Source organism: Pseudomonas sp. TE24901 (assembly GCF_054058375.1).
Genome location: NZ_JBSSAF010000002.1, coordinates 462,707 through 486,266, shown reverse-complemented (window position 1 = coordinate 486,266; position 23,560 = coordinate 462,707). Strand labels below are relative to the sequence as shown.

General features: G+C 61.9%; 20 protein-coding genes. 12 read left to right on the top strand and 8 right to left on the bottom strand.

Going from position 1 to position 23,560, the window contains the following annotated elements; genetic code table 11:
* Window positions 1-31: 31 nt before the first annotated feature.
* From ACVWVP_RS05915 to ACVWVP_RS05860, 12 genes are all read left to right on the top strand, one after another.
* Complete coding sequence (locus tag ACVWVP_RS05915) at window positions 32-880, top strand: response regulator transcription factor (RefSeq protein WP_178922366.1); 849 nt, start codon at window positions 32-34, stop codon at window positions 878-880.
* A gap of 578 nt (window positions 881-1,458) precedes the next feature.
* Window positions 1,459-1,740 (top strand): peptidylprolyl isomerase, encoded by a 282-nt coding sequence (locus ACVWVP_RS05910; protein WP_010210937.1) that lies wholly within the window; start codon window positions 1,459-1,461, stop codon window positions 1,738-1,740.
* A 130-nt stretch (window positions 1,741-1,870) separates the two neighbouring features.
* Window positions 1,871-3,733 carry an extracellular solute-binding protein gene (locus ACVWVP_RS05905; RefSeq protein WP_457404684.1) on the top strand — a complete coding sequence of 621 codons (1,863 nt, stop codon included), beginning with the start codon at window positions 1,871-1,873 and terminating at the stop codon, window positions 3,731-3,733.
* Window positions 3,733-4,794 carry a microcin C ABC transporter permease YejB gene (locus tag ACVWVP_RS05900; RefSeq protein WP_178922363.1) on the top strand — a complete coding sequence of 354 codons (1,062 nt, stop codon included), beginning with the start codon at window positions 3,733-3,735 and terminating at the stop codon, window positions 4,792-4,794. The genes ACVWVP_RS05905 and ACVWVP_RS05900 overlap by 1 nt, the downstream gene beginning before the upstream one ends.
* Window positions 4,794-5,816 (top strand): ABC transporter permease, encoded by a 1,023-nt coding sequence (locus tag ACVWVP_RS05895; RefSeq protein ID WP_178922361.1) that lies wholly within the window; start codon window positions 4,794-4,796, stop codon window positions 5,814-5,816. Before ACVWVP_RS05900 ends, ACVWVP_RS05895 begins: the two co-directional genes overlap by 1 nt.
* A 10-nt stretch (window positions 5,817-5,826) precedes the next feature.
* On the top strand, window positions 5,827-7,398 hold the full coding sequence (locus ACVWVP_RS05890; RefSeq protein WP_259171670.1) for an ABC transporter ATP-binding protein: 1,572 nt from the start codon (window positions 5,827-5,829) through the stop codon (window positions 7,396-7,398).
* A gap of 142 nt (window positions 7,399-7,540) precedes the next feature.
* Window positions 7,541-8,947 carry a sigma-54 interaction domain-containing protein gene (locus ACVWVP_RS05885; protein ID WP_259171671.1) on the top strand — a complete coding sequence of 469 codons (1,407 nt, stop codon included), beginning with the start codon at window positions 7,541-7,543 and terminating at the stop codon, window positions 8,945-8,947.
* Window positions 8,948-9,237: 290 nt separating this feature from the next.
* Entirely contained in the window at window positions 9,238-10,629 is a 1,392-nt protein-coding gene (locus tag ACVWVP_RS05880) for a GntP family permease (RefSeq protein ID WP_178922355.1), read from the top strand.
* A gap of 7 nt (window positions 10,630-10,636) precedes the next feature.
* Complete coding sequence (locus tag ACVWVP_RS05875) at window positions 10,637-11,410, top strand: 3-hydroxybutyrate dehydrogenase (protein WP_178922353.1); 774 nt, start codon at window positions 10,637-10,639, stop codon at window positions 11,408-11,410.
* A 160-nt stretch (window positions 11,411-11,570) separates the two neighbouring features.
* On the top strand, window positions 11,571-13,523 hold the full coding sequence (locus ACVWVP_RS05870; RefSeq protein WP_457404682.1) for an acetoacetate--CoA ligase: 1,953 nt from the start codon (window positions 11,571-11,573) through the stop codon (window positions 13,521-13,523).
* 141 nt (window positions 13,524-13,664) lie between these two features.
* On the top strand, window positions 13,665-16,160 hold the full coding sequence (locus ACVWVP_RS05865) for a PAS domain-containing hybrid sensor histidine kinase/response regulator (RefSeq protein WP_178922349.1): 2,496 nt from the start codon (window positions 13,665-13,667) through the stop codon (window positions 16,158-16,160).
* Window positions 16,161-16,211: 51 nt separating this feature from the next.
* A complete protein-coding gene (locus tag ACVWVP_RS05860; RefSeq protein ID WP_060752567.1) occupies window positions 16,212-16,487 on the top strand; it encodes a peptidylprolyl isomerase in 276 nt (91 codons plus the stop codon).
* A gap of 110 nt (window positions 16,488-16,597) precedes the next feature.
* On the opposite strand, the gene ACVWVP_RS05855 is transcribed toward ACVWVP_RS05860, so the two are convergent.
* The 8 genes from ACVWVP_RS05855 to ACVWVP_RS05820 form a co-directional block, all read right to left on the bottom strand.
* A complete protein-coding gene (locus ACVWVP_RS05855; protein ID WP_457404679.1) occupies window positions 16,598-17,503 on the bottom strand; it encodes a sugar kinase in 906 nt (301 codons plus the stop codon).
* Window positions 17,504-17,613: 110 nt separating this feature from the next.
* Window positions 17,614-18,822 carry an amino acid deaminase gene (locus ACVWVP_RS05850; protein WP_457404677.1) on the bottom strand — a complete coding sequence of 403 codons (1,209 nt, stop codon included), beginning with the start codon at window positions 18,820-18,822 and terminating at the stop codon, window positions 17,614-17,616.
* 9 nt (window positions 18,823-18,831) lie between these two features.
* Window positions 18,832-19,596 (bottom strand): IclR family transcriptional regulator, encoded by a 765-nt coding sequence (locus tag ACVWVP_RS05845; protein ID WP_106580124.1) that lies wholly within the window; start codon window positions 19,594-19,596, stop codon window positions 18,832-18,834.
* A 168-nt stretch (window positions 19,597-19,764) separates the two neighbouring features.
* A complete protein-coding gene (locus ACVWVP_RS05840; protein WP_032896881.1) occupies window positions 19,765-20,154 on the bottom strand; it encodes a RidA family protein in 390 nt (129 codons plus the stop codon).
* Between the two features lie 16 nt (window positions 20,155-20,170).
* Window positions 20,171-20,953 carry an amino acid ABC transporter ATP-binding protein gene (locus ACVWVP_RS05835; protein ID WP_065907741.1) on the bottom strand — a complete coding sequence of 261 codons (783 nt, stop codon included), beginning with the start codon at window positions 20,951-20,953 and terminating at the stop codon, window positions 20,171-20,173.
* The gene (locus tag ACVWVP_RS05830) at window positions 20,950-21,612 is read right to left on the bottom strand and encodes an amino acid ABC transporter permease (RefSeq protein ID WP_016976586.1); all 663 of its coding nucleotides are present in this window, start codon (window positions 21,610-21,612) and stop codon (window positions 20,950-20,952) included. The genes ACVWVP_RS05835 and ACVWVP_RS05830 overlap by 4 nt, the downstream gene beginning before the upstream one ends.
* A gap of 11 nt (window positions 21,613-21,623) precedes the next feature.
* Window positions 21,624-22,286, bottom strand: a complete 663-nt coding sequence (locus ACVWVP_RS05825) for an amino acid ABC transporter permease (protein WP_176995730.1) — start codon at window positions 22,284-22,286, stop codon at window positions 21,624-21,626.
* Between the two features lie 52 nt (window positions 22,287-22,338).
* Complete coding sequence (locus ACVWVP_RS05820; RefSeq protein ID WP_178922344.1) at window positions 22,339-23,187, bottom strand: transporter substrate-binding domain-containing protein; 849 nt, start codon at window positions 23,185-23,187, stop codon at window positions 22,339-22,341.
* Window positions 23,188-23,560 lie beyond the last annotated feature (373 nt).

Sequence of the window (23,560 nt, the reverse complement as noted above, 5' to 3'; positions counted from 1 at the left end):
TGGGCGCTGGCAGCCGGGTAGACTGGCTGCCATGACCACAGCCAGCCCTGCCCCAACCCTGCAGCAACTGCAAACCTGGCACCACGCCCTGGCCCAGGCGTTGGTCCATGTGGATGAGGCCTCGTTCCTCGAACACCTGGCCGCCGCGCTGTGCACCCTCACCCCGATCGAATCGATGATGATCAGCCTGGAGCGCCAGGGCCAGCCACCGCACCTGCTGTATCAGCAAGGCATTCCTCGGGCGTATCAAGACGAAATCATCCACCGCTATTTTTCCCGCGGCTACCTGCTGGACCCGTTTTGCCTTGCGGTGGACAAGGGCCTGGCAGAAGGTTTTTACCACCTGGCCCAAATTGCTCCCGATGACTTTTTCAACAGCGAGTACTACAAGACCTACTACCTGCGCAGCGGCGGTGCCCAAGAGAGTTACTACATCGTTGACCTGTGCCCCCAGAGCAAGATTTCGCTGTGCATGTTCCAGGGCCTGAGTGCCGGGCAGTTCACCGAGGAGCAATTGGCGGTGCAGGAGGCGACCCAGGCGATGGTCCGCGAGTTACTGCGCCGGTTTGGTACCACCGGCGGGTTGGCCAAGGTGATCAGTGACGAGGCGTACACCCAGACCCAGGCGCACCAGCAGATCGAAGCGGCGTTCATGGGCTTTGGCAGCGGCGTGCTCACCGTACGCGAGCGTGAAATCGCCCACCTGATCCTGCGCGGGCACTCGGTAAAATCCACCGCCCAGGTGCTGGGCATTTCGCCAGAAACCGTGCGCATGCACCGTAAGAACCTGTACACCAAGCTGGCAATCAATTCCCAGGCCGAGCTGTTCGCGCTGTTCATCGAATGGCTGACCCGCAGCGGAGCGATGGCCCGCGCGTGAAGGTTTTTGCTTTGCTTTGCTTTGCTTTGCTTTTGATCTTGATCTAAAGCGCCCCGTCAAACACGCTGGCCGGAATTCGGCAGGGATTTGGGGGGTAAACCGGCAGGGATGCCGGTTTAGCCGCCACGCGCCATGGATGGCGCGTGGCGGCGGCCCTCCAAATACCTGTCGGATTACGGGCACACCGAGCGTGAGCGAGGTGCCGAGTGTTGGGGCAAGAGCCCTTTTGGTTACTTTTGGCTGGGCCGGCATTCCGGCTTTTCAAAAGTGAGCCGCCGTAAGGGCGGAACCATAAGCAGTCATTACCGAAGAAACGGATATGTACTCCGACCAAAAAGCTCCAGAGCCATACACATAGCCATCGCCGGCAAGCCAGCTCCTACATTGAGTTTCGTAGCCAGATCCTGATGAGGCAATGCTATCGCCTTCGGGAGCAAGCCCCCTCCCACAGGTACGCTGCACTACTTTAAAGTTGTGTAGAGGCCAAAAGGCCGCTGAGACAATCCATGGGAACTTTGCCAGGAAATAACCGCCTGAATCCGGTAGGCTCACCCTTTTTACTCAAGGAGTTACTCCCCATGGCCAAAGCAACCGCCCGTCACATCCTCGTTTCCACTGAAGACAAGTGCAACGAACTCAAGGCCCAAATCGAAGGCGGCGCCGATTTCGCAGAGATCGCCAAAGCCAACTCCAGCTGCCCTTCCAGCCGCGACGGTGGCAACCTGGGTTCGTTCGGTCCAGGCCAGATGGTCAAGGAATTCGACACCGTCGTGTTCAGCGCCCCGGTCAACACCGTGCAAGGCCCGGTGAAAACCCAGTTCGGTTACCACCTGCTGGAAGTCACCAGCCGCCAGGACTGATCCTGTCTGCATTGATGCTATAAACAACGGCCCGCCCTCTGGTGGGCCGTTGTGCATGTGATGACTGGCGACGCTCACGCCGTTAGCGTACAAATCCTTATTCCTGTTCACCCGGCGCTCAAGGCTGATAATGCGATTGGCTTTTCCCATCCCCCTGCTCAGCTCTGCCCTGGCCCTGCTGTTGGCCAGCTCGGCCGTGATCGCGGCCCCGCAGACTTACCTCACGGTCTACGGCGAACCGGCCAAGTACCCCGCCGGTTTCACCCATTTCGACTATGCCAACCCCAACGCCCCCAAGGGCGGCAGCCTCAAGCGCTCCGCCATCGAGATCGGGCGTTTCGACCACGTGCTGCCATATATTGACAAAGGCATCGGCGTGTCCCAGGTCGACGGCTGGCTGTATGCGCCCCTGGCCCAGCGCTCCCTGGATGAGCCCTATACGGTGTACGGCCTGGTGGCCGAAAAAATGGAACGCGCCGACGACGGCCTGTCGCTGCGCTTCTACCTGAACCCCAAGGCACGCTTTGCCGACGGCACGCCGATCACCGCCGAAGACGTGCGCTACAGTTTCGACCTGTTGATGACCCAGGGCAGCCTGCGTTTTCGCACCCTGTTCGCCGACGTCAAGCACGTCGAAGTCGAAGGCGAGCGCCAGGTCCGCTTCGATTTTTCCAGCAATGAAAACCGCACCCTGCCCCTGGATATCGCCACCCTGCCAGTGTTCCCCGAGCACTGGTGGAAAACCCGCGACTTCGCCAACGGTGGCGGCTACGAAGCCCCGCTGGGCAGTGGCCCCTACACGATCAGCAAGATCGATTCCGGCAGCACCATCACCTTCACCCGCGACCCCAACTGGTGGGGCAAGGACCTGCCCGTCAGCCGTGGCCTGTACAATTTCGACCACCTGAGCCTGGAGTACTTCGGCGACACCGAAGTGGCGCGCCAGGTGATCCGTGGCGGCGCCTACGACTTCAACCGCGAGTTCTCCGCCACCGGCTATTCCATCGGCTACAACGGCCCGGCCCTCGACGATGGCCGCCTGCAACGCGACCACTTGGCCAAAGAGATGCCGCAGCCGGCCCAGGGTTATGTGTTCAACGTGCAAAAACCGATGTTCAAGGACCGTCGTGTGCGCCAGGCCCTGGCGATGCTGTGGGACTTCGAGTGGGCCAACCGGCAGATGATGCGCAATATGTACATCCGCCAGCAGAGTTTCTTCTCCAACAGCCCGCTGGCTGCCAGCCAACTGCCGACCAAAGAAGAGTTGGCCATCCTCGAACCGCTGCGCGGAAAGATCCCCGACGAGGTGTTCACCCAAGTGTTCAAGGCCCCCGTCACTGACGGCAGCGGCATGATTCGCGACAAACAATTGCAGGCCCTGGCCCTGCTCGAACAAGCCGGCTGGAAACCCAAGGGCGACAGATTGGTGAACGCCGACGGCGAGCCGCTGGAATTCACCTTTCTCAACGCCCAGGCCGGCATGGAGCGCCTGTTGCTGCCGTACAAACGCAATCTGGCGCAGATCGGCATCACCCTGAACATACGCCGCATCGACTCGTCGCAATACGTAAACCGGATCATGGCGCGTGACTACGACATGATCGTCATCGGCTTCCCGGTCACCACCTCGCCGGGCATGGAGCTGTACAACTACTTTGGCTCGGCAGCGGCTTACGACCCGGGCGCCAACAACTACATGGTGCTCAAGGATCCGGCCGTCGACAGCCTGATCCAGGGCCTGGTCAAGGCCAACACCCAGGCGCAGATGCTCACCTACGCCCATGCGCTGGACCGGGTGCTGCAATGGAGCTACCTGTGGATTCCCAACTACTACCCGCCCGGCACCTCCGCCGCCTGGTGGAACCGCTTCGGTCGCCCGGCCATCGAGGCCAAGAACGACGAAGCCCTGGAGACCTGGTGGGAAATCAGTCCCGTGCCGTTGACCAATGAACAAATGCAAGCCGAGTTGAAAAAACGCGGAGGGACCCGCTGATGTTTGCCTATATCGTGCGGCGCTTGCTGCTGATCATCCCGACCCTGGTGATCATCCTGCTGGTGAATTTCGTGATCGTGCAGGCCGCCCCCGGCGGCCCGGTGGAACAGGCCATTGCCCACCTGCAAGGCATCGGTGGCGGTGGCGTCGGCGGCGCCGCGGGTGATGGCGCTGGCACGGGCTCCCGCGCCAGCCGTGGCCTGGACCCGAAACTGATAGAGGACATCAAAAAACAATACGGCTTCGACAAGCCGGCACCGGAACGCCTGTGGCTGATGCTCAAGAGCTACGCAAAGCTGGATTTCGGCAACAGTTTCTTTCGTGGCAAGACGGTGATCGACCTGATCCTGGAAAAAATGCCCGTCACCATCTCCCTGGGCCTGTGGGCCACCTTGATCACCTACCTGGTGTCGATCCCGTTGGGTATCCGCAAGGCGGTACGCCATGGCAGCAGCTTTGATGTATGGAGCAGCACCGCCATCGTGATCGGCTACGCGATGCCGGCGTTTCTGTTTGCGATGTTCCTGATTGTGGTGTTCGCCGGTGGCACCTCGCTGAACTGGTTCCCGGTGCGCGGGCTGGTCTCGGAAAACTTCGAAGAACTGAGCACCGTGGGCAAGATCGCCGACTACTTCTGGCACCTGGTATTGCCGGTAACGTCGCTGGTCATCGGCGGGTTCGCAACCTTGACCATCCTCACCAAGAACTCGTTCCTCAATGAAATCACGCGCCAGTACGTGGTGACTGCCCGGGCCAAAGGCTTGAGTGAACGCCGTGTGCTTTATGGCCATGTGTTTCGCAACGCCATGCTGCTGGTGATTTCCGGGATTCCCCAGGCGTTTATCGCGGTGTTCTTCGCCGGTTCCTTGCTAATCGAGGTGATATTTTCCCTTGATGGCCTGGGGCGCATGAGCTACGAGGCCGCCCTCTCCCGGGATTATCCGGTGGTGTTCGGCTCGCTGTTTATCTTCACGTTGTTCGGCCTCTTGATCAAACTCATCGGTGACCTCTGCTACACCCTGGTGGACCCGCGTATCGACTTTGCCGCGAGGAACGCCTGATGCTCAATCTGTCTCCTGTGGCACGTCGCCGTTTCGAGCGGTTCAAGAAGAACCGTCGCGGCTGGTGGTCGCTGTGGCTGTTCATCGGCCTGTTTATCCTGACCCTGGGCGGCGAGCTGATCGCCAATGACAAACCCCTGGTGCTGAGTTTCAAGAACGAGCTGTATTTCCCGGTGTTCAAGCGCTACACCGAGCAACAGTTCGGCGGGCAGCTGCCGTTCCAGGCCGACTACCGCAGTGACTACGTGAAAAAGCTGATCGAGCATGACGGCGGCTGGATGCTGTTCCCGCCCATTCCTTTCAGTGAAGACACGCCCAACTACGAACTGACCCGCCCTGCCCCCAGCCCGCCGTCGGCGGTGAACTGGCTGGGCACCGATGACCAGTCGCGGGATGTGCTGGCGCGGGTGATCTTCGGTGCGCGGGTGTCGATCCTGTTTGCCCTGGCACTCACCGCCATCAGCGCCGCCATCGGTATCGCGGCCGGTGCGCTGCAAGGCTATTACGGCGGCTGGGTGGACTTGCTCGGCCAGCGCGTGCTGGAAGTGTGGTCAGGGCTGCCGGTGCTGTACCTGTTGATCATCCTGTCGGGGTTCGTGGAGCCCAACTTCTGGTGGCTGCTGGGGATCATGGCGCTGTTTTCCTGGCTGGCCCTGGTGGACGTGGTGCGCGCCGAGTTCCTGCGCGGGCGCAACCTGGAATACGTCAAGGCAGCGCGGGCCCTGGGCCTGGGCGATGGCAAGATCATCCGCCGGCACATCCTGCCCAATGCCATGACCGCCACCTTGAGTTACCTGCCATTCATCTTGACCGGGGCGATTTCCACCCTGAGCGCCCTGGATTTCCTTGGCTTTGGCATGCCCGCCGGCAGCGCGTCCCTGGGCGAACTGATCGCCCAGGGCAAACAGAACCTGCAAGCGCCCTGGCTGGGCCTGACGGCCTTCTTCACACTGGCGCTGATCCTGTCGCTGCTGGTCTTTATCGGCGAGGCATTGCGTGATGCCTTCGACCCCCGCTCATGAGTGACCGCCTATGAACCTGATCGAAATACGCGACCTCAGCGTCGCCTTCAGCGGCCAGACCGTGGTGCGGGACCTGTGCCTGGACGTGCGCCCCGGCGAATGCCTGGCGCTGGTGGGCGAGTCCGGCTCGGGCAAGTCGGTGACGGCCCACTCGGTCCTGCAATTGCTGCCGGAAGCCGGCACGACGACGACTGGCTCCATCAAATACCGCGGCCAGGAGCTGATCGGCGCGTCCACGGCCACCCTGCAGAAGCTGCGGGGCAACCGCATTGCGATGATCTTCCAGGAGCCGATGACGTCCCTGAACCCTTTGCACAGCATCGAAAAGCAGATCGGCGAAACTCTGCTGCTGCACAAAGGCCTGGGGGGCAAGGCGGCGCAGGCACGCATCCTTGAACTGCTGGAACTGGTGGGCATTCAAAAACCCCAGGAACGGCTCAAGGCTTACCCGCATCAACTCTCCGGTGGCCAGCGCCAGCGGGTGATGATCGCCATGGCCCTGGCCTGCGAGCCGGAGCTGCTGATCGCCGATGAGCCCACCACTGCGCTGGACGTGACGGTGCAGCGCAAGATCCTGCTGTTGCTCAAGTCGTTGCAGCAACGCCTGGGCATGTCGCTGCTGCTGATCAGCCATGACCTCAACCTGGTGCGCAGCATTGCCCAGCGGGTGTGCGTGATGCGCGCAGGCGAAATCGTCGAGCAAGCCGACTGCCAGGCCTTGTTCAACGCGCCGCAACACCCTTACAGCCGCCTGCTGCTGGACGCTGAACCGGCAGGCGAACCGTTGTGCAGCGACGTCCACGAGACGGTGTTGCAAGTGGACGACCTCACCGTGCAGTTTCCGTTGAGTGGCGGGCTGTTCCAACGCAAGACCTACCTGCGCGCGGTGGACGGCATCAGCCTCAGCGTGCAGCGCGGCAAGACCCTGGGGATTGTCGGCGAGTCCGGCTCGGGCAAGTCCACCCTCGGCCAAGCGATCCTGCGCCTGCTGGATTCCACCGGCAGCATCCGTTTCCAGGGCGAGGCCCTCGACCCGCTGAACCACCAGCAGATGCGCCCGTGGCGCAAACAGATGCAGGTGGTGTTCCAGGACCCTTACGGCAGCCTCAGCCCACGCATGTCAGTGCAGCAGATCATCAGTGAGGGCCTGGAAGTGCATGCGCCGTGCAGCCTGGCCGACCGCGACGCCCAGGTGATCCAGGTGCTCAAGGACGTGGGCCTCGACCCTGAGAGCCGGCATCGTTACCCCCATGAGTTTTCCGGTGGTCAACGCCAACGCATCGCCATCGCCCGCGCCCTGGTGCTCAAGCCGGCGCTGATGCTGCTGGACGAGCCCACTTCGGCCCTCGACCGCACGGTGCAGAAGCAGGTGGTGACGTTGCTGCGCGAGCTGCAGGAAAAGTATGGACTGACCTACCTGTTCATCAGCCATGACCTGGCGGTGGTGCGGGCCATGGCCCACGACATGATCGTGGTCAAGGACGGCAAGGTGGTGGAGCGTGGCGCGAGCCATGCGGTGTTCGAAGCCCCGCAGCATCCGTACACCAAAGAGCTGCTGGCTGCCGCGCACATTCCCTTATAAACGCTTGCCCCCTTGTGGGAGCGGGCTTGCTCGCGAAAGCGGTGCATCAGTAGCGAATATACTGGCTGACACACCGCCTTCGCGAGCAAGCCCGCTCCCACAGGATCACGCCCCATCCCTAATTTGTGTTGACGCCCTGACTATGAACATCACCGAAAGCCTCAAGGACTACCAGCAGGTTCGCGGCCTGGCCATCCAGTCGCTGTTCGAGATCATCGAGCAGTCCAGCGAAGGCACGGTGATTGTCGACCGCGACGCCAATATCGTCTGGATGAACGAGCGCTACGCCAAGCGTTTCGGCCTCAAGAGCGCCGACGAGGCGATTGGCCAACCTTGCGAGCAGGTGATTTCCAACAGCCTGTTGCGCCAGGTGGTGCGCAATGACCAGCCGATCCTGCTGGATATCCAGGACACGCCCAAAGGCCCGCTGGTGGTGATGCGCCTGCCGATCCACGACGACGCCGGTGCCGTGATCGGGGCCATCGGCTTTGCGCTGTTTGATGAGCTGCGCAACCTGTCGCCGTTGATCGAGCGCTACCTGAGCATGCAGCAGGAACTGGCCTCGACCCGCTCGCTGTTGCGCTCACGGCAGAGCAAGTACAACTTTGCGCACTTTATCGGCACCAGCGCGGCCAGCCTTGAAGTCAAGCGTCGCGCACGGCGCAGTGCGAGTGCCGAATCGCCGGTGTTGCTGCTCGGGGAAACCGGCACCGGCAAGGAGTTGCTGGCCCAAGCGATTCATGGTGCTTCGCCGCGAGCGCACAAGGCCTTTGTCAGCATCAACAGCGCCGCCATCCCGGGGGATCTGCTGGAGGCCGAGTTCTTCGGCACCGCGCCCGGCGCGTTTACCGGCGCTGACCGCAAGGGCCGTCCCGGCAAGTTCCAGATCGCCCAGGGCGGCACGCTGTTCCTCGATGAAATCGGCGACATGCCCCTGCCGCTGCAAAGCAAACTGCTGCGGGTGTTGCAGGAGAAAGAGTTCGAGCCCGTGGGCTCCAACGAGATGCTGCACAGCGACGTACGGGTGATTGCCGCCACGTCCATGGACCTGGAAGCGGCGATCAAGCGCGGCGAGTTTCGTGCCGACCTGTATTACCGGCTGAATGTACTGCCCATCCACGTACCGCCCTTGCGCGAGCGGCTGGAGGATATTCCGGCGCTGAGCGAAGCGATCCTGGAGGAGCTGCGCAGCCAGCATGAACTGGACCGCGAGGCCTTGGCGCTGCTGGCACAACACGCATGGCCGGGGAACATCCGCGAGCTGCGCAATGTACTGGAGCGGGCGGCGTTGCTCAGTGATGACCTGGTATTGAATGCCAAGGAAATCCACGCGGCCATCGGCACCTTCACGCCGGTGGAGCGTACGACGGTGGCGCCGGTAGAGGGCGAAAGTTTCAACGCGGCGCGGGAGCGGTTTGATCGGCAGGTCATTGCGGCAGCGTTGCAGGCGTGCGAGGGAAATGTGGTCGATGCGGCCAAGCGTTTGGGGCTTGGACGGTCGACGCTGTACAAGAAGATGGTGGCACTGGGCATCGCTCAATCTCATTAACGAGACATAAATCTCAACTTAAAGACAATCCAATGTGGGAGCTGGCTTGCCTGCGATGGCGGCCTATCTGTTGGCCAATAGTCAACTGAACCACCGCTATCGCAGGCAAGCCAGCTCCCACCCCTGAACTTCATCTGTCTCCAATTTGAGATTTCATTCAGAATCGCTATTCAAAAAATACAAAATATTCTTAATTTTCAAGAGCTTATTGTTATTGGCACGCATCTCGCTATAGCCCTTCCCCACAGCAACATCCCCACAAAAATAACAATCCGATTTGGAGACACACCATGAGTGTGATCATTGCCCTGGCAGCCCTCGCGCTGTTGATGCTGGCAGCCTACCGTGGCTATAGCGTTATCCTGTTTGCCCCCATCGCCGCCCTCGGCGCTGTCCTGCTCACTGACCCGTCGGCCGTGGCACCCGCCTTTACCGGGGTGTTCATGGAGAAGATGGTCGGCTTTATCAAACTGTATTTCCCGGTGTTCCTGCTCGGCGCGGTGTTCGGCAAGCTGATCGAGCTGTCGGGCTTTTCCCGTTCCATCGTGGCCGCAGCGATCCGTCTGCTGGGCACGCGCCAGGCCATGCTGGTGATCGTGCTGGTGTGCGCCCTGCTCACCTACGGCGGCGTGTCGCTGTTTGTGGTGGTGTTTGCGGTGTACCCGTTTGCGGCCGAGATGTTCCGCCAGAGCAATATCCCCAAGCGCCTGATCCCGGCGACCATCGCCCTCGGTGCGTTCTCGTTCACCATGGACGCCCTGCCCGGCACGCCGCAGATCCAGAACATCATCCCCAGCACCTTCTTCAACACCACCGCCTGGGCCGCGCCATGGCTGGGCCTGATCGGCACGATCTTCGTGTTCTGCACCGGCATGCTCTACCTGGCGCGCCAGCGCAACAAGGCGCAGCGCGCAGGTGAAGGGTATGGCACCGAACTGCGCAACGAACCGGAAACCGCCGACAACCTGGCCTTGCCCAACCCGTGGATCGCGCTGTCGCCGCTGATCCTGGTGGGGGTGATGAACCTGCTGTTCACCCACTGGATCCCGCAGTGGTACGGCAAGACCCACAGCCTCGCGCTACCCGGCATGAGCGCGCCGGTGACCACTGAAATTGCCAAGCTCACCGCGATCTGGGCGGTGCAGGCGGCGCTGCTGGTGGGCATCTTGATGGTGCTGGTGTTCGGCTGGTCGGCCATCAAGAGCAAGCTCGCCGAGGGCAGCAAAAGCGCGGTCAGCGGTGCGCTGCTCGCGGCGATGAACACCGCCTCGGAATACGGCTTTGGCGCGGTGATCGCCTCGCTGCCGGGCTTTCTGGTGCTGGCGGACTGGCTCAAGGGCATCCCCAACCCACTGGTCAACGAGGCGATTACCGTGACCTTGCTGGCCGGTATCACCGGTTCGGCGTCGGGTGGCATGAGCATCGCCCTGGCGGCCATGTCCGAAAGCTTTATTTCGGCGGCCCATGCGGCCAATATCCCCCTTGAAGTGCTGCACCGCGTCGCAGCCATGGCCAGCGGCGGCATGGACACCCTGCCCCACAACGGCGCGGTGATCACGCTACTGGCGGTCACCGGCCTGACGCACCGCGAAGCCTACAAGGACATTTTCGGCATCACGATCATCAAGACCCTCGCGGTGTTCGTGGTGATCGGTACTTTCTACGCCACCGGCATTGTGTGAGGTTTGTATGACGACGTTGAATGGCAAGACCGCCCTGGTCACCGGTTCCACCAGCGGCATCGGCCTGGGGATTGCCCTGAGCCTGGCCAAGGCCGGCGCCAACCTGATCCTTAACGGCTTCGGCGACGCCAGCACGGTGATTGCCCAGGTGCAAGCCTTTGGCGGCAAGGTCGGGCATCACCCGGCTGACGTCAGCGACCCGGCGCAGATCGCCGACATGATTGCCTACGCCGAGCGTGAGTTCGGCGGCGTGGACATCCTGGTCAACAACGCCGGCATCCAGCATGTGGCGGCGGTGGAGGACTTCCCGGCAGAACGCTGGGACTCGATCATCGCGATCAACCTGTCGTCGGTGTTTCACAGTACGCGCTTGAGCCTGCCCGGCATGAAGGCCAAGGGTTGGGGGCGCATCGTGAATATCGCCTCGGTGCATGGCCAGGTCGGCTCGGTAGGCAAGGCGGCCTACGTGGCGGCCAAACATGGCGTGATCGGCCTGACCAAAGTGGTAGGCCTGGAGACCGCCACCAGCAACGTCACCTGCAACGCCATCTGCCCGGGCTGGGTGCTCACGCCGCTGGTGCAGAAGCAGATCGATGACCGTGCGGCCAACGGCGTCGACCCGCAGCAGGCGCAGCATGATTTGCTGGCGGAGAAGCAGCCGTCGCTGGAGTTCGTGACGCCGCCGCAGTTGGGTGAGCTGGTACTGTTCCTGTGCAGCGAAGCCGGCAGCCAGGTGCGGGGTGCGGCGTGGAACATTGATGGGGGCTGGTTGGCCCAATAGATCAAACACAGGAGATCGAATGTGGGAGCTGGCTTGCCTGCGATGGCGGTTTGTCAGGTGGCTAATTTGTCTCTGATATACCGCTATCGCAGGCAAGCCAGCGCCCACAATTTAGAACTGTGTTGTTAGGTAGACTTGTACAAGAACAAGAGGCAGCTTTATGTCCGACATCCTCTGGCAACCCTCCCCGGAACGCATCGCCACCACGCGCATGGATCAGTTCCGTCGCTACATCAACGATCGCCACGGCGTGCAGCTCAACGACTACCCGGCCCTGCACCAGTGGAGCATCGACCAGCGCCCTGATTTCTGGCGGGCCATCGTCGCGTTCTTTGACGTGCAATTTCGCAGCCCGCCCAGCGCCGTACTGATCGAAGACGCCGAGATGCCCAGCGCCCGGTGGTTCCCCGGGGCCACCCTGAATTTTGCCGAGCACCTGCTGCGCCGCCGCGATGATCACCCCGCCGTGGTGGCGATCAGCGAAGACGGCCAACGCGAACAACTGACCTACGCCGAACTGGCCGCCCACGTGGCCGGCCTGCAACAAAGCCTGCAGGCGGCCGGTGTGGTTGAGGGCGACCGCGTCGCGGCGTGCATGCCCAACACCTGGCAAACCCTGGTGGGCATGCTTGCCACCACCAGCCTCGGGGCAATCTGGTCCTGTTCGTCACCGGATTTTGGCACCCAGGGCGTGATCGACCGGTTCGGCCAGATCGAACCCAAGGTGCTGATCACCTGTGCGGGTTACCGTTACGCCGGCAAGGAGATTGACCAAACCGCCAAGCTCAATGAAATCCTCGAACGACTGCCGTCCCTGGAACAGCTGATCATCGTGCCGTACGCCCGGCCTCAGGCGCGGGTTGAGGACTATCAAACCCAGGCAACTGTGACGCGGTGGAGCAACTTCTACCAACCGGGCGGCGTACCTGAATTCGTCGCCGTGCCCTTCGATCACCCGCTGTACATCCTCTATTCCAGCGGCACCACCGGCGTGCCCAAGTGCATCATCCATGGCACCGGTGGCGTGCTGCTCACCCACCTCAAGGAACACGGCCTGCACGCCGACCTGTCCCGGGACGACTGCCTGTTCTACTACACCACCTGCGGCTGGATGATGTGGAACTGGCTGGTGTCGGTGCTGGCCATTGGCGCCACGGCCGTGCTGTATGACGGTTCACCTTTCCACCCAGGACCCGAACGCCTGATCGACCTGATTGACGCAGAAAAGATCAGCGTGTTCGGCACCAGCCCCAAGTTTCTCGCCACCCTGGAAAAGGCCGGGCTGCAACCGCGTTTGAGCCATGACCTGGGCAGCCTCAAGGGCCTGATTTCCACGGGTTCGCCGCTGTCGCCCCAGAGCTACGACTATGTGTATCGCGAGATCAAAGGTGAGCTGTGTCTGTCATCCATGTCCGGCGGTACCGATATCGTCTCCTGCTTTGTGATCGGCAACCCGGTGCTGCCGGTGCGCCGTGGCGAGATGCAGTGCAAGAGCCTGGCGATGGCCATTGAGGTCTGGGACGATCAGGGCCAAGCCTTGGTCGGTGAAAAAGGCGAACTGGTGTGCACCCGGCATTTCCCCGCCATGCCCATCGGCCTGTGGAACGACCCCGACCAGCAGAAGCTGCGCGCCTCCTACTTCAGCCAGTTCCCCGGGGTCTGGGCCCAGGGCGACTACGCCGAGCAACGCCCCAACGGCAGCCTGCTGATCCATGGGCGCTCCGACGCCGTGCTCAACCCCGGTGGCGTACGCATTGGCACGGCCGAGATTTATCGCCAGGTGGAAAAGGTGCCCCAGGTGCTGGAAAGCCTGGCCATCGGCCAGCGCTGGCAGGACGATGTGCGAGTGGTGTTGTTCGTGCGCCTCACCGACGGCCTCGCGCTGGATGAGGCCCTGGAGCAGCAGATCCGCCAGGTGATCCGCGCCAACACCACGCCGCGCCATGTACCGGCAAAGATTTTTGCCGTCACGGATATCCCCCGCACCATCAGCGGCAAGATCGTCGAGTTGGCGGTGCGCAACGTGGTACACGGCGAGCCGGTGAAAAACACCGATGCCCTGGCCAACCCGGAGGCGCTGGAGCAGTTTCGTGACCGCCCGGAATTGGCGTAAAGATGAAAGGTTTCAGCCCTGATGCTCGGATTTGAAGACAAACCCCCAATGCATGCTATTTTTCGGGGGTAGTCACCCACGCCCGGCACACGGGATAATGGGTGTTGTCATCTTTCAAAGCGTTACGCTCAGGGCTTTTTCATGAAGGACACCTCCACCGGTAGCGAGGCCGCTGCATTGATTGCGCGGCTGGACTGGGCGCAAAGCCCACTCGGTGCGGCCAACGATTGGCCACAAAGCCTGCGCACAGCCGTGGATATCGTCGTGCATTCCCCCATGCCGATGTTGCTGCTGTGGGGCAGCCACCTCACCCAGCTGTACAACGACGGCTTCGCCCAACTGGCGGGCAACAAGCACCCCGAGGCCCTGGGCCAGCCGGCGCACCAGACCTGGCCAGAACTCGAGGGCTTTACAGCGCCGATCTACGACGCCGTGCTCAGCGGCCAGGTGCGCACCTTCAGCGAGCAGCGCTTCGTGCTGCAGCGCAACAACCGCGACACCGAAATCTGGCTGGACCTGACCTACAGCCCGATCCGCGACGAAAGCGGCACCGTCGCCGGCATCCTGGTCACCGCCATCGAAACCAACGAACGGCGCAAGGCCCAGCACAACACCGAACAACGCCTGCAGCTTGCCCTGGCCGCCACCGACGCGGTGGGCACCTGGGATTGGGACATCGGCGAAGACCGCTTCATCGCCGACGCGCACTTCGCCTACCTGCACGGTGTCGACCCGAACAGTGCCGGGCTGTTGCCCATCAGTGACTACCTGCAAGGCGTACACCCCGAAGACCGTGGGATGGTGGCGCGCAGCATCAAGCATTGCATCACCTTCGGCACCGAATACGCCGAGGAATACCGCCTGTTGCAGGCCGACGGCCAGGTGCGCTGGGTATTCGCCCGGGGTCGCTGCTACCAGGACCATCAGGGTCGCCCGGCGCGTTTTCTCGGCGCCGCGCTGGACCTGACCGAGCGCAAGCACACCGAGCAGGCGCTGCGCCAAAGCCAGACCGAATTGCAGCTGATCATCAACGCCATGCCGGTGTTGATCGGCTACGTGGATCACGAACAGCGTTTTCGCCTGAACAACAGCGCGTACCTGGAGTGGTATGGCATGACGCCCCAGGAGCTGTACGGCAAGACCATCCGCGAAGTGCTCGGCGACGAGGTGTATGCCGGGCGCGCCGACAAGATCGCCGCCGCCCTCAAGGGCAAGGCGTGCAGCTTCATGACCATCACCCCGCACCGCGACGGCCGCCCGCGTCATGCGTTGATGAAGTACCTGCCGCGCTTCAGCAATGACGGCTCGGTGAATGGTTTCTACATCTTTGTGATCGACGAAACCGAACGCAAGCTCACCGAAGAAGCCCTGCGCCACCTCAACGAAAACCTCGAAGAACGTGTGGCCCAGCGCACTCAGGCCCTGGCCGAAGCCAACCAGCGCCTGCAGAACGAAATGTTCGAACGCGAGCGGGCCGAAGACGCCCTGCGCCACGCGCAAAAAATGGAAGCGGTGGGCCAGCTTACCGGGGGCATTGCCCACGACTTCAACAACATGCTCACCGGCATCATCGGCAGCCTGGACCTGATGCAGCGCTACATCGCGGCCGGGCGCAGCGATGAAATCGGCCGCTTTACCGACGCCGCCGTCTCATCGGCCCACCGCGCGGCCGCCCTCACCCACCGGCTGCTGGCGTTCTCGCGGCGCCAGTCGCTGGACCGTCGCCCGCTGGACCCGAACCAGCTGGTCGCTTCGCTTGAGGACTTGTTCCGTCGCACCAAAGGCGCGCATATCACGCTCAAGGTACAACTGGGCCGCGATATCTGGCCGGTCAACACCGATGCGAGCCAACTGGAAAACGCCCTGCTCAACCTGGTGATCAACGCGCGCGACGCCATGCCCGATGGCGGCGAGCTGCTGATCGAAACCGCCAACAGCTACCTGGACGGCACCGACATCACCACCCTCGAACCGGTGAAGGCCGGCGACTACGTGATGCTTGGCGTGTGCGACAACGGCACCGGCATGGCGCCGAAAATCCTCGCCAAAGCGTTCGACCCCTTCTTCACCACCAAGCCCATCGGCCAAGGCACCGGCCTGGGCTTGTCGATGATCTATGGCTTTGCCCAACAATCCGGTGGGCATGTGACCATTCACAGCGAACCCGGCCAGGGCACCTGCGTACGCCTGTACCTGCCGCGCCTGCATGGCACGGCGCTGGAAAGCAACCTGCCGGAGCATTTGAGCGAAGCGCCGCTGGCACTGGCCGGCGAGGCCGTGGTGGTGGTCGAGGACGACCCGGCTGTGCGCATGCTGGTGGTCAACGTACTGGATGAACTGGGCTACACCGCGCACCAGGCGGCGGATGCGCGCACGGCGCTGCCGCTGCTGGAGTCGGATCTGCGCGTGGACCTGCTGGTGACCGATGTGGGCCTGCCCGGCATGAACGGCCGGCAACTGGCGGAAATCGCCCGTCAGCACAGGCCTGGCCTGCGCGTGTTGTTCATGACCGGCTACGCTGAAAAAGCCGCCGAACGCCAAGGCTTTTTGGAGGACGGCATGGACATGGTGGCCAAACCGTTTTCCATCGACCTGCTAGCCACGAAAATCCGCAGCATGATCAGCGTCGTCGAGTGAGTTCAGGCATAATCGCGCGCCCTTACGTTTGACCGTTGCAAGGTAACCCGCATGAAAGCCCTAGCCCGTCACATCCTGGTTAAAACCAGCGAAGAAGCCGAACAGCTCAAGCAGCGCATCGCCAAGGGCGAAGCCTTTGATGTGCTGGCCAAGAAGTACTCCACTTGCCCGTCGGGCAAGCGTGGGGGCGACTTAGGTGAAGTGCGGCCCGGGCAGATGGTGGGGGCGATTGATGCGGTGATCTTCAAGAAGCCGGTGAAGGTGGTGCACGGGCCAATCAAGAGCAAGTTCGGGTATCACCTGGTGCAGGTGTTCTACCGCGACTAAGGGGCTTGGCTGTAAACCGCTATCGCAGGCAAGCCAGCTCCCACATTGGACGGCGTACACCGATCAACTGGGGGAGCCGGGCTTGCCCGCGAACCGCTGCAGGCGGCCATTCAACGAGGAATCAAAGCCCCTGGAATCTGAATGACCCGGCTGGCCAACTGATGCCCGGCCAATGCAGCCTGTTCAGGCGAACCACCCTTGAGCCGACTCGCCAGGTACGCCGCGCTGAACGAATCCCCCGCCGCCGTCGTGTCCACTACCTTCGCAACCTTGATGGCCGGCACCGCAAAGCGCTCACCTGCCACGCGGATCAAACATTCATCCGCCCCACGCTTAAGCACCACCTCTGCAATTGCCGGGTACGCCGCGAACACCTGCTCGCTGTCTTCATAGCCAAACAACGCCCGCTCGTCATCTTCGGTGAGCAAGGCAACATCCACCTCGGCCATCACCTGGTGATACGCCGCACGCGCGGCTTCAACAGACGCCCACAGGCGCGGCCGGTAGTTGTTGTCGAACACCACCTTGCCCCCTTGCCGACGGGTTTCGATCAACGTTTGCAGCAGGCGCGCACGCCCGACTTCACCCAGCACCGCCAGGGTGATGCCGCTGAAATACACCACGTCATAGCCTGGCAAGGCAGCCAGGATCGGCTCGGCTGCAGGCGTAGTGAAGCAGTCGCGCACGGCAGCTTCGTTGCGCCAGTAGAGGAATTTGCGCTCGCCGTTGGCGTCGGTCTGGATGCAGTACAAGCCCGGCAAGCGCCCAGGCAGGCGCTGGACCATGCCCAGGCCCAGGCCTTCTTCGGCCCATTGCTGGCACATGGCATCACTGAAGCTGTCATCGCCCAGGGCGGTGACATAGTCGACGCTACCGGTGCTGCCCAGTTCACGGCGCAGGTACACCGCCGTGTTCAGGGTATCGCCGCCGAAGCTCTGGTGCAGGCTGCCGTCGGCGCGGTGTTGCAGTTCGATCATGCATTCGCCGATGAGGGCGATGCGGGGTTGGGTGGTCATGGCAAACATCTCGGGTGTGGCTGATGGCCTCTTCGCGAGCAAGCCCGCTCCCACATTGGAATGCATTTCAAAGGTGGGAGCGGGCTTGCTCGCGAAGGGAGCGACGCGGTCTAGAAGCAGGTATGCAAGCTCTCGATCACCTGCAACTGCTCATCCACCAGGCAACCGACCTGCCACTTGTCAAAGGTCAGGCACGGGTGGGAAGTACCGAACGAAATGATGTCGCCAATACGCAGCTCAACCCCCGGCGCCACGGTCATGAACGCGTGCTGGTCCATCACCGCCGTGACCTTGCACGCGCCGACGTCATCGCCTTCTGCCGGCAAAATACCCGCCTTGTAGCGCTTGAGCGGCACCGGCAGACCGGCGTCGTAGGCCACGTCGCGCTTGCCCAGGGCGATCACCGCAAACCCCGGCTCAGGCAGCGACTGTACGTGGGCCCAGACTTCCAGGGCCGGACGCAGGCCTTCGTTCAGGTCGCTGCGACGGTCAAGCACGCAGCATTGCGCCTCTTTGTAGATGCCGTGGTCATGAGCCACATAACTGCCCGGGCGCAGCACGCTGAGGAAGCGGCCAGCGGCGTTCTGTGCTTCGAACGATTCGGCGATCAGGTCGTACCAGGCCGAACCCGAGGCGGTGACGATGGGCTTGGGCAGGTCGAAATGACCGCTGTCCTGCAAGTCGACCGCCAGGCGCACCAGGCTCGCCGCAAACGCGCGGATGCCGCTGATGGCGTGCTCGCCATGGATCACGCCTTCATAGCCTTCGATGCCGGTGAGGGCCAGGGCCGGCTGGGCCTTGATCGCCTTCGCCAGGTCGCGCACTTCCTGCTCGCTGCGGCAACCGCAACGACCACCGACCACGCCGTATTCGATCATCACGTTCAGGCGCAGGCCACGGGCGGCGAAGAACAGGCCCAGGTCGGCGACGTTGTCCGGGTGATCGACCATGCAGTGAAAATCAAAATCCTTGTCGGCCAGCAGGTCGGCGATCAGCGCCATGTTCGGCGCGCCCACCAGTTGGTTGGCCATCAACACACGGCGCACGCCACCGGCATAGGCGGCGCGGGTCTGCACGGCGTTGGCCAGGGTGATGCCCCAGGCGCCTGCCTCGATCTGGCGCTGGAACAGCGCCGGCATCATGCTGGTCTTGCCATGGGGCGCCAGCTGGGCACCGCTGTTGCTGACAAACTGCTGCATCCAGCGAATGTTGTGTTCCAGGGCGTCGCGGTGCAGCACCAGGGCCGGCAGGCTGACGTCACGGACCAAGTGGGCACCGACGGCGGCGGCGCCTTTTTCAACGGCGTTGATGGCAGACATGAAATGCTCCTATTCGTTGATGCGACGGGCCAGGTTGTTGGCGCTGTCGATCAACACCCGGCGATAGTCGTTGTAGTTTTTGATCGCGTCGGCCCGGGGTGCAACGATGCACAGGGTCGCGATGCTGATGCCTTGCGCGTCCCGTACCGGGGCGGCAAAGCAATGGGTAAAGGTGTCGGCCACGCTGTCGAAGGAAAAGAAGCCATCGAGGGTGGCCTGACGGATTTGCGCCAGGAAGGTTTCCAGCGGCAAGCGCTGGCCATCCGGCAGGATGAAGTCATCGTAGTCGATCAGGTCGATGATCTGCTGATCGCTCAGGTGCCCCAGCAGCAGGCGCCCGGAGGCGGTCCAGGGGATCGGCGCGTTTTCGCCGATGTCTGAGGAAATACGGAAATGCCGCTCGCCTTCACGCATCAGCGCCACCGTGTATTTGCGCCCGTTGAGCAGGCACATCTGCGCGGTTTCGTGGGTCTGGCTGACAATTTCCTGCAAGGCGTGATCGGCCTCGCGGGTCAGGTCGAAATGACGCAGGTGCGCCTGGCCCAGAAAGTACAGCTGGCGGCCCAGGTAGACGTGACCGTCCTTGCCCACGGTCTCGAGGATGCGCCGCTCAAGCAGCGAGGCCACCAGCTCGTAGACGGTGGACTTGGGGCTGCCAATGCCGCTGGCAATATCATTCGGGCGCAGGGGCTGGCCGATTTCCTTGAGAAAATCGAGGATATCGAACGCACGGTCCAGTCCTTTGGCGCGGCGTTTGATGGTGTCTTCGGTCATGGCAGTGTGGGTCCGGTCAAAGGTATGTGCTGCATAGGCGATCCCCTGTGGGAGCGGGCTTGCTCGCGAATGCAGTGTGTCAGTGAATGCATCTGTGACTGACCCACTGCATTCGCGAGCAAGCCCGCTCCCACATTTGATCTTCTGTGATATCAAGAGTCGGGCAATTTAGCCTTTTTTCTTGTACGCCACGCAATCGATCTCCACCTTGCAATCGACCATCATGTTGGCCTGCACACAGGCGCGCGCCGGGGCGTGTTCCGGGGTGAAGTATTCGCCGAAGACCTTGTTGAAACTCCAGAAGTCCCGTGGGTCTTCCAGCCAGACGCCAACGCGTACCACGTCTTTCAATTCGTAACCGGCTTCTTCGAGGATCGCCACCACATTGCGCATGGTCTGCCGGGTTTGCTCGATGATCCCGCCGTTGATGATCTCACCGTCCACCGCTGGCACCTGGCCCGAGACGTAGAGCCAGCCGTCGGCTTCCACCGCACGGGCGAAAGGACGGGGTTGGCCGCCGCCGGCGGTGCTGCCGGTGCCGTAACGAGTAATGCTCATAACACTGTGCTCCTGATTAAAAACGAATGTTCTTGAGAAATTCCGCCAGGCGCGGCGATTGCGGGCGTTCGAAGATGTCCTTCGAGGTGCCCTGCTCTTCAATGCGGCCCTGGTTCATGAAAACGATCTTGTCGGACACTTCATAGGCAAAGCGCATTTCGTGGGTGACCAGCAACATGGTCATGCCCTCTTCCGCCAGGCCCTTGATCACGCTGAGCACTTCGCCCACCAGCTCCGGGTCGAGGGCCGAGGTGACTTCGTCGAACAGCATCAGGCTCGGGTTCATGGCAATGGCGCGGGCAATCGCCACACGTTGTTGCTGGCCGCCGGAAAGCTGGCCGGGGAAATGGTTGCGACGCTCCAGCAGGCCGACACGGTCCAGCCATTTTTCGGCGAGGGCCACGGCTTCGTCCTTGCCCATCTTCTTGACCTTGAGCAGGCCGAGGGTGACGTTCTGCAAGGCGGTCAAATGCGGGAACAGGTTGAACTGCTGGAACGCCATGCCGGTCATCGCGCGGTGCTGGGCGATCACGCGCTCGGGGTGACGCACGCGCTTGCCGGCGATTTCGCTGTAGCCGATGGACTCGCCGTCCAGGGTGATCTGCCCGCCCTGGAATTCTTCCAGCAGGTTGACGCAGCGCAGCAGCGTGGTCTTGCCCGAGCCGCTGGAGCCGATCAACGTCACCACGTTGCCGCGCTGCATGGACAGGTCGACGCCCTTGAGCACTTCGACCTGGCCGTATTGTTTACGCAGGCCGCGGATATTCAGCAGCGGTTGGTTGGTTTGAGGTTGGTTCATGGCAAGGCCACCCGCTTTTCAATGTAGCGCCCGAATAACTCGATGGCGTAGTTGATGACAAAGAACATAAAGCCTGCGAACAGGTAGAACTCCAGGGTCATGAAGGTGCGCGCGATGACTTGCTGGGTACTGAGCAGCAACTCGGCCACGCCTATCACCGAGAGCAAGGTGGAGGCCTTGACGATTTCCGTGGAGGAATTGACCCAGGTCGGCAGGATCTGGCGCAGCGCCTGGGGCAGCAGCACGTAGCCCAGGGACTGGTAGAACGTCAGGCCGATGGCCTTGCCCGCTTCCAGTTGCCCACGGGGAATAGCTTGCAGCGCACCGCGCACGATTTCCGAAACGTGGGAGCCGCAGAACAGCGTCAGCCCGACGGCACCAGCCTGGAACGCGGTGATCTGCCAACCGAGCGCCGGCAGCATGTAGAAACACGCCAGCACCAGCACGAACACCGGGGTGCCACGGATCAGGTCGACATACAGGCGAAACGGCGCACGCATCCAGAATTTGCCGTAGGTCAGGATCAACCCGGCGACAATGCCGATCAGGGTGCCGAAGATGATCGCCAGGGCCGACACATAAACACTGGCCTGAAAGCCCGCCCACAGGGTATCCCGGGCGATCCACAACTCATGCAGCCAGCTTGGGGACTCGTACATGAAAGCCCTCCTTAACGACGGATCGCCAGACGCTGTTCCAAGTAACGGAGCAGCATGGCAATGAGGTAACAGGCAGCCACGTAGAGCGCGGTCGTGACCAGCCAGGTTTCAATCACCCGGTAGCTTTCGACGTTGATCTTGCGGGCGTAATAGGTCAGCTCCGGCACTGCGATGGCAGCGGCCAGGGAGGTGTCCTTGAACAGCGAAATGAAGTTGTTCGACAGCGCGGGCAACACGTTGCGCAGCATCACCGGCACGGTGATGTAGGCGCGGATACGCCACTCGCCCAGGCCGATGGCCAACCCGGCTTCACGCAACCCCTTGGGGATGTTCAGCAAGCCTGCGCGGAACACTTCGGTGAGGTAGGCACCGGCGTACAACGACAGGGTAATGATGAAGGACGGGATTTTGTCGAGACGGATCCCGAGGGACGGCAACGCGAAGTAGATCAACAGGATCAGCACGAGGATCGGCGTATTGCGGATCACCGTCACGTACACCGAGGCCAGCACACGCAGCGCCCGGTGCTTGGACAGCATGGCAAACGCCATCATCAGGCCGATCACGCAGCCGATGGCGATGGACAGCAGCGCCAGCTCCAGGCCCAGGCCGAGCCCCGCCAGCAAGCTGGGGAAGTCGCGCCACACGGCGGCAAAGTTCAACTGATAGTTCATGGTGGGCAGTACCTGAATGGGGCGCCGTCAGCGACGCCCCAGCGTTTACGATTTACTTGAACTCAACGGGGAAGCCGATCGCCGGTTCCGGCAGGTCTACACCAAACCATTGCTTGAACGAGGCCTTGTAGGTCGGGAACTCCACACCGGTCATGGCTTCATGCAGCGCGGTGTTGACGAAGTTCAGCCAATCCTGGTCGCCACGCTTGACGGCGCACGCATAGGTCTGCGGGCTCCAGGCGTAGACCGGGCTGCGGTAGCGGCCTGGGTTCTGCACCATCAGGTATTTGACCGAGGACTGGTCGGTGGCGGCGGCATCGGCGCGACCGGAGTTCACGGCCTGGTACATCAGGTCGACGCTGTCGTACTGATCGACCTTGGCTTTAGGCAAGGCCTGGTGCACCAGCTCCTCGGCATACACGTTCTGCAACACGGCCACGGTGACGCCATCACCCGCCGCTTGCAGGTCTTCGATCTCTTTGTACTTGCTGTTGTTCGGCAGCAGCAGGCCCACACCTTCGCGGTAGTACGGCAGGGTGAAGGCCACTTGCTGCGCACGGCTGGCGGTGACGGTGATGAACTGGCAACTCATGTCGACCTTGTCGGTCAGCAGGTTGGGAATACGGGCGTCGGAAGACTGCACCACAAACTCGACTTTGCTCGGGTCGTTGAACAAGCCTTTGGCCACGATGCGGCCGATGTCGATATCAAAACCCTGCAACTTGCCATCCGCTCCCTGGAAGTGCCACGGCGCATTGGTACTGCCTGTACCCACGATCAGGTGCCCACGCTTGAGCACATCATCGAGCTTGCTGTCCGCCGCCTGAACTACGCTTGCGAGGGAAGCCGATGCGGCGAAGAGAAAAACACACGCTTTAAACACGGAAGGTCGGTGATGCATGACAAGCACTCCAGGAGTTGTGTATTCCGCTATACCGGAACTTAGTATGTAACAACGGAATAGACAGCAGAAAGTGTGCCACACGCCGTAACAGAAAAATATCTCAGGGATAAATTCCATATAAATCAGTGAGATAAATATCCTCCCCAAACAAGGCGTTACGCCAGCACCGCGCAACCGATTGCTACCAGAGGCCCCACGCCTCGGTGACAGCCCCAAACGAGTGCGCCACAACGGTGTTACCGCGCACGATCTCAGTGCACCGGCATGCGTGGAAAAATCGACGCATTGCGCTAGCCTCAAGGCAAATTGAACATACCAACTCTGTAGGAGCCGGCTTGTCGAATCGTCGCACCGCGGCGATGGTCGTTAA

What these genes read in the sequence shown, in the direction of transcription:
- ACVWVP_RS05860 (WP_060752567.1), top strand. Translation starts at nt 16,212, where the DNA reads ATGAAAGCCCTAGCCCGTCACATCCTGGTTAAAACCAGCGAAGAAGCC.
- ACVWVP_RS05875 (WP_178922353.1), top strand. Translation starts at nt 10,637, where the DNA reads ATGACGACGTTGAATGGCAAGACCGCCCTGGTCACCGGTTCCACCAGC.
- ACVWVP_RS05845 (WP_106580124.1), bottom strand. Translation starts at nt 19,596, where the DNA reads ATGACCGAAGACACCATCAAACGCCGCGCCAAAGGACTGGACCGTGCG.
- ACVWVP_RS05855 (WP_457404679.1), bottom strand. Translation starts at nt 17,503, where the DNA reads ATGACCACCCAACCCCGCATCGCCCTCATCGGCGAATGCATGATCGAA.
- ACVWVP_RS05885 (WP_259171671.1), top strand. Translation starts at nt 7,541, where the DNA reads ATGAACATCACCGAAAGCCTCAAGGACTACCAGCAGGTTCGCGGCCTG.
- ACVWVP_RS05850 (WP_457404677.1), bottom strand. Translation starts at nt 18,822, where the DNA reads ATGTCTGCCATCAACGCCGTTGAAAAAGGCGCCGCCGCCGTCGGTGCC.
- ACVWVP_RS05825 (WP_176995730.1), bottom strand. Translation starts at nt 22,286, where the DNA reads ATGAACTATCAGTTGAACTTTGCCGCCGTGTGGCGCGACTTCCCCAGC.
- ACVWVP_RS05830 (WP_016976586.1), bottom strand. Translation starts at nt 21,612, where the DNA reads ATGTACGAGTCCCCAAGCTGGCTGCATGAGTTGTGGATCGCCCGGGAT.
- ACVWVP_RS05840 (WP_032896881.1), bottom strand. Translation starts at nt 20,154, where the DNA reads ATGAGCATTACTCGTTACGGCACCGGCAGCACCGCCGGCGGCGGCCAA.
- ACVWVP_RS05905 (WP_457404684.1), top strand. Translation starts at nt 1,871, where the DNA reads ATGCGATTGGCTTTTCCCATCCCCCTGCTCAGCTCTGCCCTGGCCCTG.
- ACVWVP_RS05895 (WP_178922361.1), top strand. Translation starts at nt 4,794, where the DNA reads ATGCTCAATCTGTCTCCTGTGGCACGTCGCCGTTTCGAGCGGTTCAAG.
- ACVWVP_RS05870 (WP_457404682.1), top strand. Translation starts at nt 11,571, where the DNA reads ATGTCCGACATCCTCTGGCAACCCTCCCCGGAACGCATCGCCACCACG.
- ACVWVP_RS05865 (WP_178922349.1), top strand. Translation starts at nt 13,665, where the DNA reads ATGAAGGACACCTCCACCGGTAGCGAGGCCGCTGCATTGATTGCGCGG.
- ACVWVP_RS05915 (WP_178922366.1), top strand. Translation starts at nt 32, where the DNA reads ATGACCACAGCCAGCCCTGCCCCAACCCTGCAGCAACTGCAAACCTGG.
- ACVWVP_RS05880 (WP_178922355.1), top strand. Translation starts at nt 9,238, where the DNA reads ATGAGTGTGATCATTGCCCTGGCAGCCCTCGCGCTGTTGATGCTGGCA.
- ACVWVP_RS05890 (WP_259171670.1), top strand. Translation starts at nt 5,827, where the DNA reads ATGAACCTGATCGAAATACGCGACCTCAGCGTCGCCTTCAGCGGCCAG.
- ACVWVP_RS05910 (WP_010210937.1), top strand. Translation starts at nt 1,459, where the DNA reads ATGGCCAAAGCAACCGCCCGTCACATCCTCGTTTCCACTGAAGACAAG.
- ACVWVP_RS05900 (WP_178922363.1), top strand. Translation starts at nt 3,733, where the DNA reads ATGTTTGCCTATATCGTGCGGCGCTTGCTGCTGATCATCCCGACCCTG.
- ACVWVP_RS05835 (WP_065907741.1), bottom strand. Translation starts at nt 20,953, where the DNA reads ATGAACCAACCTCAAACCAACCAACCGCTGCTGAATATCCGCGGCCTG.
- ACVWVP_RS05820 (WP_178922344.1), bottom strand. Translation starts at nt 23,187, where the DNA reads ATGCATCACCGACCTTCCGTGTTTAAAGCGTGTGTTTTTCTCTTCGCC.